We start from the raw sequence: 18,737 nt of genomic DNA, 5'->3' as shown, positions 1-18,737 counted from the left end.
CTCCTTATTTAAATTTCGCTAGAAGCTTTTCTTCTTCTAACTACATTGAAAATTCCTATCAATAGTCCAAGTACAATAAATGCTCCTGGAGGTGCTACAAGGATTCCTGCAGGTTGGAAACTAGCTCCAAATAATGATTTTCCTAAGAAAGTTCCTGCTCCAAATATTTCTCTTATACTCCCTAGAACCACAAGTGCAATAGTATAACCAAGTCCCATTCCAAGTCCATCTACTATTGAAGGTATGATACCATTTTTAAATGCAAAAGCTTCTGCACGGGCAAGTATTATACAATTTACTACTATTAATGGAAGGAATATACCCAATGCTTGATAAATAGGTTGAGCATAAGCCTTCATAAACATTTCAATTATAGTAACAAAAGTTGCTATTACAACAACAAATGCTGGGATACGAATTTTATCTGGAATTATATTTCGAAGTAAAGATATTACTAGGTTTGAACCTACTAATACTGCAACTACTGCTAGCCCCATTGCTAAACTATTTGAGACATTAGTAGTAACAGCTAATGTTGAGCACATACCTATTAATTGTACAAATATAGGATTATCATTAATAATGCCATTTTTAAATACTTTTGATAATTTCACTCTTTCCACCTCCACTTACATTAGTTTGAAAGTTGTGTATTAAATACTTCTCTAGCTGCATTTACACCAGCCATAACACCTTTAGAAGTTACTGTAGCACCTGATATAGTTTCAACAGTTATTTCCTCTGCTGTACTCTTATCTGCAAATTTACTATAAAATTCTGGCTCAGCAGCCTTTGAACCTAGTCCTTTTGTTTCAGAGTGTTCTACTAATCTCATGCCTTTTACATTTCCATCTATTGAAAAACCAGTTAATGTAACAAGGTCTCCACCAAATCCTTTAGACACCATTTTTATAGCATATCCATTTAGATTTTCACCACTATATGCTTCAAATATTTCTACAACTGATTCGTTGTTTCCTTTTATCTCGCTAAATTTTCCTTCATCTAAAGGCTTAAATTTACTGTCTTCACCAAATATTTCCTTTAAGGCTTCCATGCTGCCTGCCATTTCTAACTCAGCAATTTTTCCTTTAGTTAAATTATTTGATACAGCTAGAACTCCTGCTGATATTGCTGTAATAATAAATAAAATTAATCCTAGTTTTATAGTTTCTTTCATCTATTTCGCCCTCCCAAATATTTTTGGTGCAGTAAACTTCTCTATTAGTGGGCTTGCAACATTCATTAAAAGAATAGAATATGAAACACCTTCAGGGAATCCACCCTTTACCCTAATAAGAGCAGTTAAAGCTCCTGCACCTAATCCAAATATTATTTGACCAAGAGGTGTAACAGGTGTAGTTGAGTAATCTGTAGCCATAAAAAATGCTCCTAGTATTAATCCTCCACCTAATATATGATACATAAGTTGATCTGCTTCAACTCCTAATAGAAGTAACAGTATAGCAGTTGTTCCTATATAAACAACAGGAGTCTTCCAGTTTATAACTTTTCTAATTATTAAATATAGGGCACCTATAAGTAATAATAATGCTGAGGTTTCACCAATCGCTCCTCCTACGTTCCCAATAAACATATCCATTAATGATGGTAATTCTGCAGCTGCTTGAGCAACTGTAGCAGAAGCCCCTGCATCTGCTGCACCGTACTTCATTATGGCTAGTGGTGTTGCACCTGCAACAGCATCTGCTCCCGGCAACACAAAATTCGACATGATATTTGGCCATGAAGCAAGTAATACTGCTCTAGCTGCTAATGCTGGATTCATAAAGTTAGAACCTATTCCACCGAAGCATTGCTTAACTATGATAATAGCAAATCCAGAACCAAACACTGGAATCCACCAAGGTGCATTAGCTGGTAGATTAAATGCTATCAAAATGCCTGTTATCACTGCACTATAATCATTTATAGTAATTTCTTTTTTAAATAATTTCTGTATTGCTGCCTCAAAAAATAAAGCTGATGCTACAGATATTAATATTAATTTTAAAGCATTAAGTCCAAAGAAATAAACTGAGCCAATTATGGCTGGTATTAAAGCTATTATTACATCTAACATTATTCTTCTAACAGATTCATTTGATCTAATATGAGGTGAAGAAGATACTATTAGCATATCTGGAATAGCTGAATCTGTCATTGTAGTGTTTAACACTTTACCTTCCATTAAATTTCCTCCTAGCTACTATGATTTTTTCCTCTTTGCAAGAACTTCTCTCTTTGCAAATCTTATTGATTCTACTAATGGCCTCTTTGCAGGGCATATAAAAGAACACGATCCACATTCAACACAATCTAAAGCTCCGTGTTTCTCAGCACCTTGGAAATCATTCTTTAGAGCATATGCTGAGATAAATAGAGGTTGTAAATGTACTGGACAGGCCTCTATACATTTGCCACATTTTATACATGGTGAAACCTTCTGAGCCGCAGCTTCTTTTTCAGTAAGAACAAGAATTCCTCCTGAACCTTTAATTACTGGTACCTCTGTTGAGAATTGACTTAGTCCCATCATAGGTCCGCCCATAATTACTTTACCTGGTACTCCATTGAAGCCACCAGCTTGATTTATTACTTCTTGGAATGGTGTCCCTATCTTCACTATAAGGTTTCTAGGTTCATTGACGCCATTGCCCGTAACAGTTACAACTCTTTCATATAAAGGTTTACCTTCCAATATAGCTTCAGCTACAGCTTTAGCTGTACTCACATTGTTTACTACACAACTGACATCCATTGGTAGTCCACCAGAGGGTACCTTTCTACCAGTCGTAGCATTAATAAGCCTTTTTTCATCACCTTGTGGGTACTTTGCTTTTAAAGTAACTATTTGAATATTATCTTGAGGTTTAATTACTGCTTTTAGGGCATCTACTGCATCCATCTTATTATTCTCAATACCTATAAAGCCTTTTTCCACGTTTAATGCTTTCATTATCGCCTTTAATCCAAATATAATCTTTTCTGGCATTTCTAGCATTAACCTATGGTCTGAGGTTAGAAATGGCTCACATTCTGCACCATTTATAATAACTGTATCAATTTTTTTCTCAGGCGGCGGTGATAATTTTACGTGAGTAGGAAATCCTGCTCCACCCATGCCTGTTATTCCTGCTTCTTTGATGATATCAATTATTTCCTTTGAAGAAAGTTGTTCTAGACCTCCCTTAGGTTTAATTGTTTCATCCATTTCATTAGTACCATCTGACTCAATAACTACACAAGTTGCATTGATACCAGTAGGTGTAGTTATTGTTGTTATACTCTTTACTGTTCCAGTAACGCTAGAGTGAACAGGCGCCGATACAAATGCTTGGGATTGTCCAATTTTTTGTCCTACCTTAACTCTGTCACCTACGTTAACTATAGGTTCGCAAGGTGCACCTGTATGCTGATGTAAAGGTATATATACTATGCTTGGTTCCTTTGCATATTCCAGAGCCTTCTTTTCTGTCAACTCTTTGCTATGTGGTACATGTACCCCACCTTTGAAAGTGAGATTGTCAAGTTTCATTCGCTTCCACCTCTCTATTAATATTTTAAAATTCCCCATTAAATAATTAGTCCTAATTTACCTAGGTCTATAATTTTCCTTCTATATTATAACATTAAACACTTTTCTTGTACATAAAAGGCCTCTGTAAAAGACTGTCAATTCTTACACAATCATTGTTAATTTTTCTGTAATTTTAATTGAAAATTGCCCATTTATTTCTATAAACAATAAAATTTACCTCTTGCATTTTTTGTAGCCTATAATTATATTATAATTTATATACAATTGTCTCCACAAATAAGACAACATGGTTACCATGTATTGTATCCATGTCTGCAATCATAATATAATTTTTATCAAATTTGTAATTCCGTTGATTTTACTAGGTTTTATTATTGTTTAACAATTGTCAAGTTTTTGCTACTTTTTATACATTTTTGTAATTGTTACAAAAATTTTATATTTATCCATCTATAATTATGGGTTCTAGTAATAAAATATTCCCTCTAATAAAGATAAATATTGCACAAATAAAACCTATTATAGAGAACCAGGCTGAGATTTTCCCTTTCCATCCTTTGTTATATCTTAGATGTCAATACATAGAATATATTCTAAGTAGTAAATGACCAAGTTTCTTTTAGATCCTATCCCCAATATCTTGACCAAACAGACTTTACCTAAATCATATCTTTAACAATAACTAATATAAACATCAAATATCCAAAGGTTATAGATTGTATGCAGTTAACTTATTTGGTCAATTCCAAAATAGGATAAAATCCATAAAGATAGATTGTTAAATGTTTATACTGATAAAAATAATGTTCGTTATTTTTAAGACTTTTATTGTCTAATATATTTCCTTCTTTTATCTTTTATTATAATACTATTTATCGACCCAAAGCTTGATTGATAAAAATTGAAACCTTTCTAATTAAAGGATTCTTTATCCAAATCTTCTTTGTTTTTGCTTCCTGTCCATTTTGAACTTTTTTAATTTAATGTAATATCGTTCTGTTGACCATATTTTCCCTAAACCTTAAATAAAGTTCATTTATTTTTAATATAAACCCTAATCGCTTAAGATAGTACTTTCCCCGGGCAATAAATTTACAAATTCTTCATAGGCAAAAATGCTATCTATAAAATTTCCTAAAATAATATAAAATAATAATAGTAAAATACTAAAGAGTTATGAAATTGAAGTAATACTATTAAATTTCTAAATCTATAATAATTCTCTAAACTAAATTTTGGTTTTCTTCCCACAAAAAATACCTCCAAGTAGATATTCTAATTTTAATTAATTAGACTGTCTACTTTGGAAGTATCATATCATCTTCATGGAGATTTTTTATATTATATATTTTATTAATTATTAATATATATTAATAATAGATTTACTATCTATCATATTTAACTAATGAATTCGTATGGTAATTTGATAATTTATCTCTACCCTTTAAAAATTCTAACTCAATTAAAAACTCTAATGCAACCACTTCACCACCAATAGATTCTATTAATTTAACTGCTGATAATACTGTCCCTCCTGTAGCTAACAAGTCATCTACTATAGCAACCTTTTTACCTTTCTCAATAGCATCAAAATGTATTTCAAGTGTGTTATTACCATATTCTAGTTCATATTCATGTTTAACTGTTTCTGCTGGTAATTTCCCCGGCTTTCTAATAGGAATAAATCCTATACCCAGAGCATAGGCAACAGCTGCACCAAGTAAAAATCCTCTTGCTTCTGGTCCAGCTATATAATCAACTTCCCTTCCTTTTAAATCATCTACTATTCTATTTACAACTTCTTGAAATGCTTCTCCATCCTTTATTAAAGTAGTTATATCCTTAAAACTAATACCTTTCTCTGGGAAATCTTCTATTACTCTTATTTTAGATTTAATATCCAAATAAATCCCTCCATATTCTTTTAAATATCATCACCTTATTAGTTTATCATATATAGAAAATTTTTCTATTATTTTTTATTATTGTTTCAATAAAATATGCTTCTTTCTAGTTTTAATCTTATTTTGATTCTTACTAGATAGAAGCATCTATTTACTTAAGTATAGATTTAATTGTAATCCTAAAATATTTATAATCACATCTATTTTTTAGTTTGTAAAAAGAGATTATCGCTATCTTCAATTAATTAAAAACATCTATAAGCTAATTATAGATATAAATTTTAACAACTAAGGACAGCTAATTATAATACTCTGAATTACGAAAGTTAAAACCAATAATGTATAACTATCCTATTAAGTCGACTTTTCCCTTCAATAAACCTCATAGCACCAAGTCTTTCTAAGTTTATCAAATCTGAAATAGTGACTTTCACAAAAGCATCCCCCTTGATTTAAGTATAATCAATTACTTAGAGATGGGTTTTTCTTTATTTTAACATTCACTTTTCATTATTATTTAAAAATCAGTATAACAAACTGGTTTTTGACTACAGTAAAACGTTCTATCAATATCCTCCAAAAACTCTACGTTGTCTAGCTCTAAAAGTCCTAAATTATACATTCCTATTACAGATGTAGAGCCTAAGAATAAAGATGAAAAGTTTGCCATATTAGTTCTCATAGTTACATCAAACTTTTCCGAATCAGTATTTACAATTCCATCTATAAAGTTTACTACTATTTCAATTTCTTTATTATTCAATTCATCATATACCAAAAACCTTACCTTCAAATTCGAATTGTTATAATTTCTATGGGAACATTGTTCAAAAGCTTGATTAATATCAAATAATTTATACATTACACCTACTGCCTGAGTATTGCTTTCAATATATCCATATGGGATATAATTTAAGGAATCATTAAGAGGATTATCGAATAAATAGTAGAAATTCTCATCCTCTGTATTGAACACAACTAAATTTACCTGATCATCCTGCTTTCGAAGAAAGCCCAGAAGTTTCTTAAGCACATCTGTATTTTCATAAATCAATTCTTTTATATAAATATTATTTATTGTATAATTCCCATCCTTAGCATTTTGGAATTTAAATACAAGATATCCATTAATATTTCCTTTTTCATCATAATTAGCTATAATTTTGTTATATGGGTCATTTTTTAGATCTCTTATTTCATCTCCAATTTTCATTATCATTCCATGTTTTTTTGCAACTACCCTGCTGTGACAATCAAACAATTTATCAAAGCCCTCTTTTTCTACGTATCTCAAGTCGCTTTTTCCGAAGTATGCTGGAATTCTATCTGGAGGCAATCTGTATTGGTTCATCTTTGTACCCATTCCATAGCCCATTCTTTTATAAAAATCTGGTCTAAATGGCAATAACATTCCAATAGGAGTACCTTTCTTCTTATAAATTTCTTCATAAAATTCTATCATAGCTTTAGCACACTTTTCTTTTTTATGCATTAAATGCACACCTAAAAAACCAACACCTGACACAGGTAATATCTTTCCAAAACAATTCATTCTAAAATCAAAAAGTCGCATTACAGCAATTAACTTTTCACCTTCAAACATCCCGTAAAAAGTTACATCTGGATCATTTGTCATAATTTCCACAGCTATTTTTTTATATTTTTCTACTGCATCCTTTTCTAAATTCTTGAAGCTTGGGTATGCATTAAAAGCAATATCCGTATACGCATCTATATGTTCTTCATTTAATTGACGAATCTCTCTCATTTTTCCCTCCTGGTCTCTTTAATTTGTTATATCAAATAATATAATTGAGCAATCTTTTATTCTTAATATAATTGTATAAGAATATTCAAACAATAGCAAATAATAATTACTTTTCTATAATTATTTGACTATTTTTATATATTTAACAATATATATTTTATATAGTTTTAAATTTCTTTCTAATCAAATTCTTATCACTACAACTATTATTTTGTTAAATATTAATAGATCGATGACTTATATATAAATCTTACTTAAAGAAACCCTCTATATATTTGTTTTTTAAAGGCCATATTATATATTCTCAAGTAATAGCTTTTTAAATTGTATTGCGAAAACAACAACTGTCACAGTAACTGCTATAATATCTGCTATAGGCTCCGCAAAAAATACTGCAAATACTTTATCCTTAAAGAAAATTGGTAAAACATATATTAAAGGAATTAATAAAATGATTTTTCTAAGTAATGCCAAAAATAAGGAAATTTTAGCCTGTCCTATTGCTATAAAAGTTTGCTGGCAAGCAATTTGTGCACCAAGTACAACTCCTGCTCCTAGATAAATTCTCATTGCCCATACTGTGATATTCATTAGTTCTATATCCTTAGTAAATAAAGATACAAAAACTTTTGGAAATATCATCATAAGAGTCCATAAAACAAGTGAAAATATCATAGCGGACAGAATAAGTAATTTAAAGGTTTCTTTTACTCGTTCATTATTTTTTGCCCCATAGTTATAGCTAATTATTGGCTGAGCCCCTTGAGTTAATCCTGCTAAGGGTAAAAACATTATCTGCATTAAACTTGAAAGAATAGTCATTGCTCCTACTGCAATATCTCCCCCATATTTTTGTAAAGAAGCATTTAAAGAGATATTTAAAAGACTCTCCGTACTATTCATTATAAATGGTGAAATTCCTAACATAAGCACTGGAATTATAGCTTCTTTTTTCAATTTTAAATATCTCTTATGAATTTTAAGTTTTGTCTTTTCCCCCACCATAAATCTAAGAACCCAGATAGCTGAAACTGCTTGTGAAATTACTGTTGCTATAGCAGCACCTTGTACTCCCATATTAAAGCCAAATATTAAAATAGGATCTAGAATTATATTAATTACTGCACCTATAACTACTGTTAACATACTGATTTTAGAAAATCCTTGAGTTGATATAAAGCTATTTAGCCCTAAGGTAATCATTACAAATATGGTTCCAGCCACATATATATTTAAATAACTAAGTCCATAGCTAATTGTTTCGCTGCTGGCACCAAACATCATTAATAACCTTTCACCAGTAATTAAGAAGAAAATCGTTAGGATAATTGCAATTCCTATTAGAAGCGTGAAACAATTACCTAATATTTCTTCAGCCAAATCATCTCTTTGTTCCCCCATTTTTATTGCAGCTCTTGGAGCACCACCCATCCCAATTAGTGAACTAAATGCTGTAATAATCATTATAATTGGAAATGTTACGCCTACACCTGTTAATGCAGTTGCTCCTATTCCTGGAATATGACCTATGTATATACGATCAACAATATTATAAAGCATATTAACAAGCTGGGCTATGATCGCTGGTAGAGCTAAGTTTAATAATAGTCTACCTACACTCTCTGTTCCTAATTTATTAGTTATGTCTTTCTTCATTTAGAAACCTCCTTATACTTAAAATAAATTTTTATTTCAATAAAAAAACTCCATCAGAGATGGAGATGTAGTTTATTATGTATTATGGTGCAGGAGAAGGGATTTGAACCCTCACAAGCTTTGCTTACTACCCCCTCAAGATAGCGCGTCTGCCGTTCCGCCACTCCTGCAATCAAATTGCCTATACTATAATACTACATTTTTAAAGCTTTTTCAATATCATATTTCTTCCATGTATATTTCCTTTATTGAATATTTATTGTAAATCCTTAGGTATATAGCATTTTTCTATCCCTTTATATGGGTTGAAGAATGCTGGATTTAACTCTCCTACTATTTTACTATCTATTAGCAAAGCCTTGTTTTTAAAAAACAAACTTATATATGGTAAATCCTCTACTATGAAGCTTTGTAATTCATCATATGCCTTCACTTTTTCATCTCTAGAAGATTTAAGAAACACATTTTGAAGTAATTCATCCATATTTGGATTAGAGTATTTAATAAAATTTGTATTATAAGGAATTTGTGAACTATGGAATGCAAAAGACAAATCTGGAATTACAGATAATTGCCATCCAAGAAGAGCCATATCATAGTCACCAGCTCCTAAAAGTTGATTTACTTCTGTCCACTGTCCCTGAATATCTTCTACTGTAATATCTTCTTCCTTCTTATTCTCAGGATAAATACTAACATCTATCCCCAATTTTTTCAAATCATCTTTTATCATCTCTGCAGTTTTTAGTCTCATTAGATTATATGAGTTAGTTAAAATCTTAAGCGAAAGACCTTTACCATTTTCATCTTCTAATATTCCATCGTTATTTGTATCCTTCCACCCTAATTTTTTTAATTCTTCCTTTGCTAAATCTAAGTTATAACCAAAAGTATTTGCTTTTTCGGATAACAGCCAAGAATCTGGATGAATAGGCACATCAGTTTGTGTTCCATGTCCTAGGTAAAGTTTTTGAATAATAGACTGTCTGTCTATTCCATAAGCAATAGCTCGTCTTAATCCTTCTCCTTTTTCTCCAGAAAATAATTCCTTTCCAAAGTTAAATCCTAAAAATTCATAATTTGCGGATACAAACTCTAACGCTTTAATTCTGCTATTTTGACTATACTTGTCCCAATCAACGCCTACAGTTGTGGCTATATTTATCTGTCCTGTCTCAAAGGCAGTTAAGATATCTTCTTCACTTTCTAACACTCTGCCTAATATCTCATCAATATACGGCCTACCACCTCTATAATTATCGCTTGCTGATAACCTTATTTCCTTCATCTTTTCATATGTTTGGAATTTAAACGGACCAGTACCTATTGGCTTATAATCATCTAATTGTAAAGCCTTAATGTAATCACTATTACCTGATTTTCCTGAAGTAAAAGCATGTTTTGGTATTATAGGAAAAGTTAGAACTTCAAGATTATTGCTAAAAGCTCTATCAAAGGTAATTACTATATCATTACTGCCTGTAATAGTAATATCCATAATTCTTTTTATATCCGATGTGCTGGTAGATCCCATTGCATTTAAAAACATTTGTCTGTATGTACTATCTGCACTTGCATATTTAATAGTATTTACTGTAAAGACTACATCTTCGGGCTTGAATTCCTCACCATCATGCCAAAAAATATTATCTTTTAATTTTATTTCAATAGTTCTCCCCTCATCCAGAATATTATAAGATTCAGCTAATTGATTCACTATATTTAAGTCATTGTCAAACTCGAATAGGCCTTCAAAAATAAGTTTGGAAAAAAAATAATAACTACTATTCTCTGTCATTAATGGATTTAGTGTATTAAAATTAGTTAAAGGGACAACTACTTGACCCCCTTCCACAGGATCATATTCAATGGAGATTTTTTTATCTTCAGTTATATCATCATTTCCTACATTTAATTCATTTTGTGCACATCCCACGGCTGTGGCTGTTATTAAAATCATAAGAATCAAGCACAAGTATTTTTTGTTTTTCATCTTTCCCCCACCTTATCACACGTTTCTTATTATTTCTTTTATAATCTTTCTGATATTATGCAGTAAATTAATATAAACAGAATCTTTATCACTAGGATTCATGATATATTTTTTATACAACGTACTATAAACCTTATAACTTTGATTTACCCTTACTAAATAATCCTCGGTCTCCTTAAATGGAATAATAGACAAGCTAGTTCTATCATTACTATACTTTTCATCTTTCAGCCATTTACTTACATTCCCGCTTCCTGCATTATATGCAGCTAAAACTAGTTCTAAATTATAGTCAAATTCCTTGAACAAAGTATCAAGATACCAAGTACCAATTCTTATATTTGTTTCAGGATCAAATAATATATCTTCACTATAATTATCTATTCCCAAAACTTCACTAGCCCACTTTCCCGTTGAAGGTGATATTTGCATTAATCCTCTAGCACCTTTTTGAGAAATAGCATCCTTATCATATTTACTCTCAACATTTATTATAGAAGCTACTAAATATGGATCCAAATCATATTCCTTAGAATATTCTACTATCATACTCTTATATCCTATGGGATAATTCGTTGTTAGTAAAATAATCCCTATTGTAAGTATTAAAAATATAGTAGCTATAAATATAATTATTTTTTTAATCTTTTTTATAGTTTTAAACAATAGAAGAACCCCTCCAAGATTAGATTAATTCCTTTAACAATTTATCTACCTGTTCTTTTAAATATTCAACATCTCCACTATTATCAATTGTCTTGGAAGACCTTGCTTTTTTATAGTTTATATCCATCTGTGCTTGCATTTTCTTTAAAGCCTCTTCTTTTGATATTCCATCTCTTTTCATCAATCTTTCTATTTGAATATCCTTCTCTAGATATACCAACCATATTTCATCGAAAGTAATATTATATTTCTCCCAGAGATAATATTGTTCAAACAATAAAGGAATGTCTAAAAATACAATTCTTTTCTCCAAAGATAACTCATCTATTTTTAGTCTTATGGCTTCAAATATATATGGATGAATAATGGTATTTAATCTTTCTCGATACTCCCTATTGCTAAAGATAATTTTTCCTAGTGCTTTTCTATCTATAGATTTATCATCCAGCAATATCTTTTCTCCAAATTCCTCAACTATCTTTATATACGCTGGTTTATTAATTTCAACAACTTCTCTAGCAACTTTATCTGCATCAATTAATGAATATCCCTTATCTATAATCATTTTAGAAACTGTAGATTTGCCAGTAGATATTCCACCTGTCAATCCAATTAATATACAACTATTTAGTGTCATACCAACTATCACCTACCTCTAAATCTACTATAAGAGGTACATTTAACTTTATCGAATTTTCCATTATATTTTTCATTATATCTTTTACTTCTTCAATTTCATCTTTTTCTGCTTCGATTATCAACTCATCATGAATTTGTAGTATCAATCTTGATTTTAGATTCCTTATTTTTAGCTCATTATATACTTTAACCATAGCCATCTTTATTATATCTGCTGCTGAGCCTTGTATAGGTGTATTCATAGCTATACGCTCACCAAAAGATTTAATATTAAAGTTTTTCGCCTTAAGCTCTGGAATATATCTTCTTCTATGAAGAATGGTTTCTACATATCCTTTTTCTTTACCTTCCTCAACTATATTTTCCATATATTCTTTAACCATCTTATAATTTTTTAAATAGTTATCAATATATTCCTTAGCCTCTTTTCTTGAAATATTTAAATCTCTAGATAAACCATAATCTGAAATTCCGTAAACTATTCCAAAATTTACTGCCTTTGCTCTACTTCTCATTATAGAGCTAACCTCTTCCTTAGGTACGTTAAATACTTCTGAAGCAGTCTTTCTATGAATATCCTCATTATTAATAAAAGCTTCCATTAATTTAGAATCCTTAGATATATGAGCTAATACCCTAAGTTCTATTTGAGAATAATCAGCATCTACAAGTACATAGTTATTATTCTCTGCAATAAAAGCTTTTCTAATTTTTCTACCGTCGTCTGTTCGAATTGGTATATTCTGTAGGTTTGGTTCTGTACTACTTATTCTTCCAGTAGTAGTTATAGTCTGATTAAAACTTGAATGAACTCTATTGGTATCTTTGTTAATCAAATTTAAAAGTCCATCTATATAAGTTGATTTTAGCTTTACTATCTGTCTATATCTAAGAACTTTATCAATGATAGGATGTTGATCCTTTAGTTTATCTAAAACCTCTGCATCAGTTGAATATCCAGTTTTAGTCTTTTTAACAATTGGCAAAGATAACTTATCAAATAAAATTTCTCCTAATTGCTTAGGTGAATTGATATTGAATTCTACATCAGCTAAGGTATATATATCAGTTGTTAAGGAGTTTATTTCTTCGTCATATTCCTTGCCAAGCTTCTTTAGTTCATCTGTATCTATCTTAAATCCATAGTATTCCATACTTCCTAGGACTTCTACTAAAGGTAGCTCAACATTATAATAGAGGTCTAACATCTCTTGCTCTTTAATAATCTCTTTCATCTTAGACTCTACATTCAATATTGTATCTAATGTAAATGAAAGACAATTTCCTATCTCTTCTTCACATAAATCACTAAAACTTCTTTTACTCTTACCTTTCCCCAATAAAGATTCTTCATCCATACCATAGACATTCAAGTATTCTTTGCTAATCTCATTTATAGTATATGAAGATTGAGCAGGATTAATTAAATATTGAGCTATCATAGAGTCAAAAGTAATATTATCTATCTTAATTCCTAATCTTGATAATATTACTATATCAGATTTTAAATTATGCCCTATTTTTTCAATAGACTTATCTTCAAAAATTAATTTAAAGCTATCTATAAAGTTCTTTTTATCTTCTTGTAGATAAACAATTTTAGTTGGAACACCTTGAGTTTTGATACCTAATGCTACTATTTTATCCTCAATATAATTATCATTAGATATAATAAACTTAAATCCAAATTTTCCTTCCTTTTTAATTGTATGGATTAACTCATTATAATCTAATTCACCTATCATACTATATTCAAGGTTTATACTTGTTTCCTCATTATTATCTGTGAAATCATCAGAAAACTTTCCAAGCAAACTATTGAATTCTAACTCTTTATAAAGCCTCTTTAAGTTTTCCCAATCAGGCTCTGCAATCTTTAGTTCCTCAAAACTTATGTCCATAGGTACAGCAGTCATGATCTCGCCAAGTTTTTTACTTAAAAATGCAAGATGTTTGTTTTCAATTAGGTTTTCCTTTAATTTTTTCCCACTAATATTCTCTATATTTTCATAGATATTTTCAATTGTACCATATTCTTTTAATAATTTTAGTCCCGTTTTTTCTCCAATTCCTGGTACTCCTGGGATATTATCGGATTGATCTCCCATTAGACCTTTAAATCTATAAGTTGTTCGGGAGTAATTCCATATTTCTCTATTATTATATTCCTATCAAACTCTTCTAATTCAGTAATTCCTTTTCTTGTAATTAAAACTTTAGTATTATCTGTTGCTAATTGAAGATAATCCTTATCTCCAGTAACTAAAATAACTTCTAACAAACTTTCTTCACCCATTTTTGCTAAAGTTCCTGCAATATCGTCTGCCTCAAAACCAGTTAGCTCTAAATGACGAACCTTCATAGCATCTAGAATTTCCCTTATAATTGGAAATTGCTGTACTAATTCTGAAGGTGTAGATTGCCTATGAGCTTTATATTTATCGTACTCCTCATGTCTAAAAGTAGGGCCTTTTTTATCAAAAGCTACACAGATATAGTCTGGTTTTTTCTCTTCTTGTACTTTATATAACATAGTCAGAAATCCATATATGCCATTGGTATATATTCCATCTTTGGTGGACAATAATGGCAAAGCATAAAATGCTCTGTGTAGCAAAGAGCTACCATCTATAATTATTATTCTTTTCTTATCCATCTTATCACTCCATTCTATACTCCATTCTTCTAGTATATCTCAAAAGATGGTTTGAGTAAACAAAGCAAAATAAAAATATTGATTAATTATTGATTATGTGCTATTATATTCTTTGTAATAGTTTTGCCGGTGTGATGGAATTGGCAGACGTAGTGGACTCAAAATCCACCGGTGGCGACACCGTGCCGGTTCGAGTCCGGCCACCGGCACCACAGTTGATAAGTGAGTTTAGAAGATTTCTTCTAAGCTTATTTTTTTATGAATTGATGTTAATTTACTGTTTTAGTGACGATTTAGTGACTTGCCTCTATTTCTTATAAATCTACTTAATATATAGAAAAAACTTCATCCATTTTATTTGCAACTTCCTCTTTTATTTTACGAGTTACATGAGCATATATATCTGCTGTTGTATTTATTGTACTATGACCTAACCAATCACTTAACCATTTTATATTAACATTCTTCTCTAATAGTAATGTAGCATTAGTATGTCGCAAATCATGAAATCTAATTGATGGTAAGTTATTACTATCTAAAACATCTTTAAACCTTTGAGATATATAATCTGGTCTTACTGGTCTACCATCATCCCAACTACATACATAACCATTATTCTCATAACCTTGCCCACATATTAGTTTCATTTTTTGCTGATGCTTTTGCAGCTCCTGAAGATATACCTTTAAATAGCTCGGCATTGGTAGAATTCTGTTACTTTTCTCTGTTTTAGCCTCTTTTTCTACTTCTACACCTTGATTAGCCGTCCTAGTGTTTTCAATCTTTACAATCCCTATTTTAAAATCAATGTGTGACCATTTTAATCCGCATACTTCCCCACGTCTTAATCCCAATCCCGAAGCTAACATAATGGCAATATTAATTGGTTCACCTTTAGATACTTCAATCAATTTCTTTAATTGCCCTATATCATAAGTTTTACCCTTAAATTTATTAACTCTAGGTAATTCAACACTAATAGCCGGATTACTAGGTATCAACTGTAGGGGCATAACGGCTCTATCAAGAGCTTTTCTTATATTAGCATGATGTCTTTTAACGGTGTTCGCTGATAATCCGCCCTTCTTATCTTTTCTTCCTTCTTTAATTAGAAAGTCATAATATTGTTGGATATGTGCAGGTTTAAGCTCTTGTAATCTTAAATCTTTAAAATAAGGTTTTATATGTTTTTCAATAATTACCTTATATCCTTCATATGTGGTCGTTTCACAGTTAATCTTTGCATAGTCCTCTAGCCACTTTAACATATATTCGCTAAAGGTAATTTTACTCATATCTATAAAGTGACCTTTGTTTATCTCTGTCAGTATTTCAACTTGCACTTTTCTGGCATCTGTCTTTTTTTCGCATTTAGTGCTAATATTTCTTCTAATACGTTTTCCATTAGGATCTTTACCTATATCTATTTGCAAATACCAATATTTCCCTTGCTTGTGTAAATAGCCTTGCATTTCTATCTCTCCTTATTTTTCATCATAACATCACCCTCCTTATCGCTTTACACATCTATATTATAACAAAATTAGAGCGTGATATTACAATATTCTTAGGACTGTGAATTCTCCTGAATTTGTTGTTTTACATAATTCACGACACACATTTTAGGAATCTTATAATTTGTACCTATAAAAAAATGCTCAACCTGATTTGATTGCAATAGGAAATATGCCTTGTTTTTGCCTAAACCTAATGCTTTTCTAAATTGCTTAAAATTCATAATATCTGGATACTCTTGAAACAAAATATATTCCCCCCTTTTATAATAAAAGAGAAGCTATAATTCTAGCTCCTCTTAAATAAACTATATTTTATCTTTTGTCTCATTTCCTTAATCCTTCTCTAATTTCTTTAATCATTCCCCAAGTTTGTTCATATGCTATTGCCGCTTCTTCTGGGTTTTCATGATGTCCCATTCCCATACACCCTAATTCATATAATAAATCATCATCCTCATCTAGGAATACACAAGCTTCAACATCTTGTCCATGGCAATAAGGACATATTATCTGTTTAGTTGTATTTTGAACTTGATATTCACTTAAAATAAATTCATTGTCGCACTCAAAACAGTGATATTTAGCTAAATCATCTAATACATAAGATTCCATTAACATAGCCTCCTGTAATTTTTTATAATAAAAAAAGAAGCCATAATTCTAGCTCCTCTTGATTTTCGTTATTTATATGTACGTTTTCATCTATTGTTGTAGCTACTTCTTTTAATAATATGTAAAAAATTTATATGTACAATTAATATCCCAGGCTGTATGTGGTTAGCATACATCATAATGCTATATAATACCGTTACCCTATAGTAACAAATATAATCGCACTCTCCCCATGCTGATGGCGAGTCGTCCCTTGACATACGTTAGCCAGACGAAAGTATCATTATTTTCCTCCCACGGGTCATGGCAATCTAGATTACCAGTCTAGTTTTGGTGTTAAAATAGTTTATAACCGTCCACCATCTTGCTTTTCTCTTCTAAAGCCGCAGAAGTAACGTACCTGTTATATCTTTATTTAGTTTTCAAGGTTCAGATATTGAAAATAAAATTTATATATTTAAATATGCAGTCTTTTATTTGTTTAAAATATAAACACTCATAGTCCTGCATATATAAATCAAAACTTGTCTTTATTTACAAATTGTATAGAAGTTATTTTCCTCTTCTTTTTCAATATCCTAATTGATATTTGAAAAAATATCAGGAAATAGTTCTTCCATAGGAGTTTTAAATAATATCTCTAATCTTTTTGCTATTTCTATGGTAGGTTTTCTTTTCTCTGTTTCAATAAGAGATATCATTTGCTGAGAAATTCCTATTATTTCTGCTAGATTTTTTTGGGTCAATTTATTTTCTATTCTTTTATTAATCAATAATTCTCTCGTAATAATCAACTCTCTTTATATTGCATTTTGTTGTATATCTTATCTTAATTATATATTGCATCTTGTTGTATGTCAATGCTATAAGCGAAAATAAATTACATTTTGCAATATCATCTTTTTAATATTACATAGAGTTGTATAATATAGTTAATATCAAAAGAAGGTGATTTTTATGATAGGAAAAAGGATAAAGACTCTTAGAAATGAAAGAAATTTATTACAAAAAGATTTAGCAGAACAGTTAAATTTATCTCAGCAGACGATAAGTCTTTACGAATCTGAAAAAAGGCAGCCAGATTATCAGATATTACAAAGCATCGCTGACTTTTTTAATGTTTCCGTAGATTACCTTCTTGGTAGAACTGATATTAAGGATTCCTTTATACTTTCAGTAAAAGAGGATGAAACCAAATTTGGTATACATAATAAAATAGTAGATGAAATAGAAAAGCTTTCTCCTGAGAGTCAGGAAGAACTAAAGAAGTTAATAGAACTTTATAAGATTAGGGATATGCAGAAAAGAAATACTGAGGTCGCTGATGAATTGACTACTTTAGACTAAGAAAATATATTGATGACATGAAAAGATGTTTAATTAAGGAGCTTAAAGGCAAATGAGTAAGAAAAGTATCCTAGGTTAGGATAATTATGAAAATATTTTTATGTATAGAAATGCTCTAGGAGTTTATCCTAGAGCATTTTCGTTATTTTCACCTTAGTGAGTATAGTCTGAGTTAATTCTGATTGTAGAAGAAAGGATTGATGAGTTTTATTCTCACCTTAGTGAGTATAGTCCCTTCACTCTCCATACCCTACCTCCTAAGGTTATTAAGTTTTATTCTCACCTTAGTGAGTATAGTCCTTAAAGAAGGAGAGTTGGGCATCATACCTTCTGCAAGTTTTATTCTCACCTTAGTGAGTATAGTCCCCTAATAATCGCCACAATCGTTTTTAAGGGCTTTAAGTTTTATTCTCACCTTAGTGAGTATAGTCCTTCTTT

At 30.5% G+C, this 18,737-nt stretch carries 15 protein-coding genes, 2 tRNA genes, 1 pseudogene and 1 CRISPR repeat array (1 of these 19 cut by a window edge); of the genes and pseudogenes, 2 read left to right on the top strand and 16 right to left on the bottom strand.

Annotated features, from left to right (window positions below; all coding sequences use genetic code 11):
- Positions 1-8 precede the first annotated feature (8 nt).
- From rsxE to polA, 12 genes and pseudogenes are all read right to left on the bottom strand, one after another.
- Positions 9-614 (bottom strand): electron transport complex subunit RsxE, encoded by a 606-nt coding sequence (gene rsxE / locus CIW83_RS03210; RefSeq protein ID WP_094899365.1) that lies wholly within the window; start codon positions 612-614, stop codon positions 9-11.
- Positions 615-634: 20 nt separating this feature from the next.
- Positions 635-1,180: an FMN-binding protein gene (locus CIW83_RS03205; RefSeq protein ID WP_094899363.1), complete on the bottom strand. Its 546-nt coding sequence runs from the start codon at positions 1,178-1,180 to the stop codon at positions 635-637.
- Positions 1,181-2,191, bottom strand: a complete 1,011-nt coding sequence (locus tag CIW83_RS03200) for an RnfABCDGE type electron transport complex subunit D (RefSeq protein WP_094899362.1) — start codon at positions 2,189-2,191, stop codon at positions 1,181-1,183.
- Positions 2,192-2,209: 18 nt separating this feature from the next.
- Positions 2,210-3,538, bottom strand: coding sequence for an electron transport complex subunit RsxC (rsxC, locus tag CIW83_RS03195; RefSeq protein ID WP_094899360.1), 1,329 nt, complete (start codon positions 3,536-3,538; stop codon positions 2,210-2,212).
- 1,388 nt (positions 3,539-4,926) lie between these two features.
- A complete protein-coding gene (locus tag CIW83_RS03190) occupies positions 4,927-5,445 on the bottom strand; it encodes an adenine phosphoribosyltransferase (protein WP_094899359.1) in 519 nt (172 codons plus the stop codon).
- A 517-nt stretch (positions 5,446-5,962) separates the two neighbouring features.
- Positions 5,963-7,213: an enhanced intracellular survival protein Eis gene (gene eis, locus CIW83_RS03185; RefSeq protein ID WP_094899357.1), complete on the bottom strand. Its 1,251-nt coding sequence runs from the start codon at positions 7,211-7,213 to the stop codon at positions 5,963-5,965.
- Between the two features lie 294 nt (positions 7,214-7,507).
- Positions 7,508-8,869, bottom strand: a complete 1,362-nt coding sequence (locus tag CIW83_RS03180) for an MATE family efflux transporter (RefSeq protein ID WP_094899355.1) — start codon at positions 8,867-8,869, stop codon at positions 7,508-7,510.
- 85 nt (positions 8,870-8,954) lie between these two features.
- Positions 8,955-9,039: transfer RNA gene (locus tag CIW83_RS03175), tRNA-Leu, on the bottom strand.
- An 86-nt stretch (positions 9,040-9,125) separates the two neighbouring features.
- The gene (locus CIW83_RS03170) at positions 9,126-10,862 is read right to left on the bottom strand and encodes a peptide ABC transporter substrate-binding protein (RefSeq protein WP_094899351.1); all 1,737 of its coding nucleotides are present in this window, start codon (positions 10,860-10,862) and stop codon (positions 9,126-9,128) included.
- A 15-nt stretch (positions 10,863-10,877) separates the two neighbouring features.
- On the bottom strand, positions 10,878-11,528 hold the full coding sequence (locus CIW83_RS03165; protein WP_094899349.1) for a lytic transglycosylase domain-containing protein: 651 nt from the start codon (positions 11,526-11,528) through the stop codon (positions 10,878-10,880).
- A gap of 19 nt (positions 11,529-11,547) precedes the next feature.
- Entirely contained in the window at positions 11,548-12,165 is a 618-nt protein-coding gene (gene coaE / locus CIW83_RS03160) for a dephospho-CoA kinase (protein WP_094899347.1), read from the bottom strand.
- Positions 12,152-14,823 (bottom strand): annotated as a pseudogene (polA, locus tag CIW83_RS03155) (DNA polymerase I). The gene coaE and the pseudogene polA overlap by 14 nt, the downstream one beginning before the upstream one ends.
- 125 nt (positions 14,824-14,948) lie before the next feature.
- Here polA and CIW83_RS03150 point away from each other — a divergent pair.
- A tRNA-Leu gene (locus tag CIW83_RS03150) sits at positions 14,949-15,035 on the top strand.
- 114 nt (positions 15,036-15,149) lie between these two features.
- Here CIW83_RS03150 and CIW83_RS03145 read toward each other — a convergent pair.
- The 4 genes from CIW83_RS03145 to CIW83_RS03130 form a co-directional block, all read right to left on the bottom strand.
- On the bottom strand, positions 15,150-16,295 hold the full coding sequence (locus CIW83_RS03145) for a site-specific integrase (protein WP_094899344.1): 1,146 nt from the start codon (positions 16,293-16,295) through the stop codon (positions 15,150-15,152).
- Between the two features lie 95 nt (positions 16,296-16,390).
- Positions 16,391-16,585 (bottom strand): hypothetical protein, encoded by a 195-nt coding sequence (locus CIW83_RS03140; RefSeq protein ID WP_094899341.1) that lies wholly within the window; start codon positions 16,583-16,585, stop codon positions 16,391-16,393.
- Positions 16,586-16,664: 79 nt separating this feature from the next.
- Complete coding sequence (locus tag CIW83_RS03135) at positions 16,665-16,952, bottom strand: hypothetical protein (RefSeq protein ID WP_094899339.1); 288 nt, start codon at positions 16,950-16,952, stop codon at positions 16,665-16,667.
- A gap of 578 nt (positions 16,953-17,530) precedes the next feature.
- Entirely contained in the window at positions 17,531-17,725 is a 195-nt protein-coding gene (locus CIW83_RS03130; protein ID WP_158219998.1) for a helix-turn-helix transcriptional regulator, read from the bottom strand.
- A 184-nt stretch (positions 17,726-17,909) separates the two neighbouring features.
- On the opposite strand from CIW83_RS03130, the gene CIW83_RS03125 reads away from it, so the two are divergent.
- A complete protein-coding gene (locus CIW83_RS03125; protein ID WP_094899337.1) occupies positions 17,910-18,299 on the top strand; it encodes a helix-turn-helix domain-containing protein in 390 nt (129 codons plus the stop codon).
- Between the two features lie 139 nt (positions 18,300-18,438).
- A CRISPR array of direct repeats spans positions 18,439-18,737; the repeat unit is 30 nt; unit sequence GTTTTATTCTCACCTTAGTGAGTATAGTCC (it continues 458 nt past the right edge of the window).

The organism is Tissierella sp. P1, from assembly GCF_002266425.1.
Taxonomy (GTDB): Bacteria; Bacillota; Clostridia; order Tissierellales; family Tissierellaceae; genus Tissierella; species Tissierella carlieri.
Note: the sequence above shows the minus strand (reverse complement) of the source record. Positions and strands in the feature narration are given on the sequence as shown.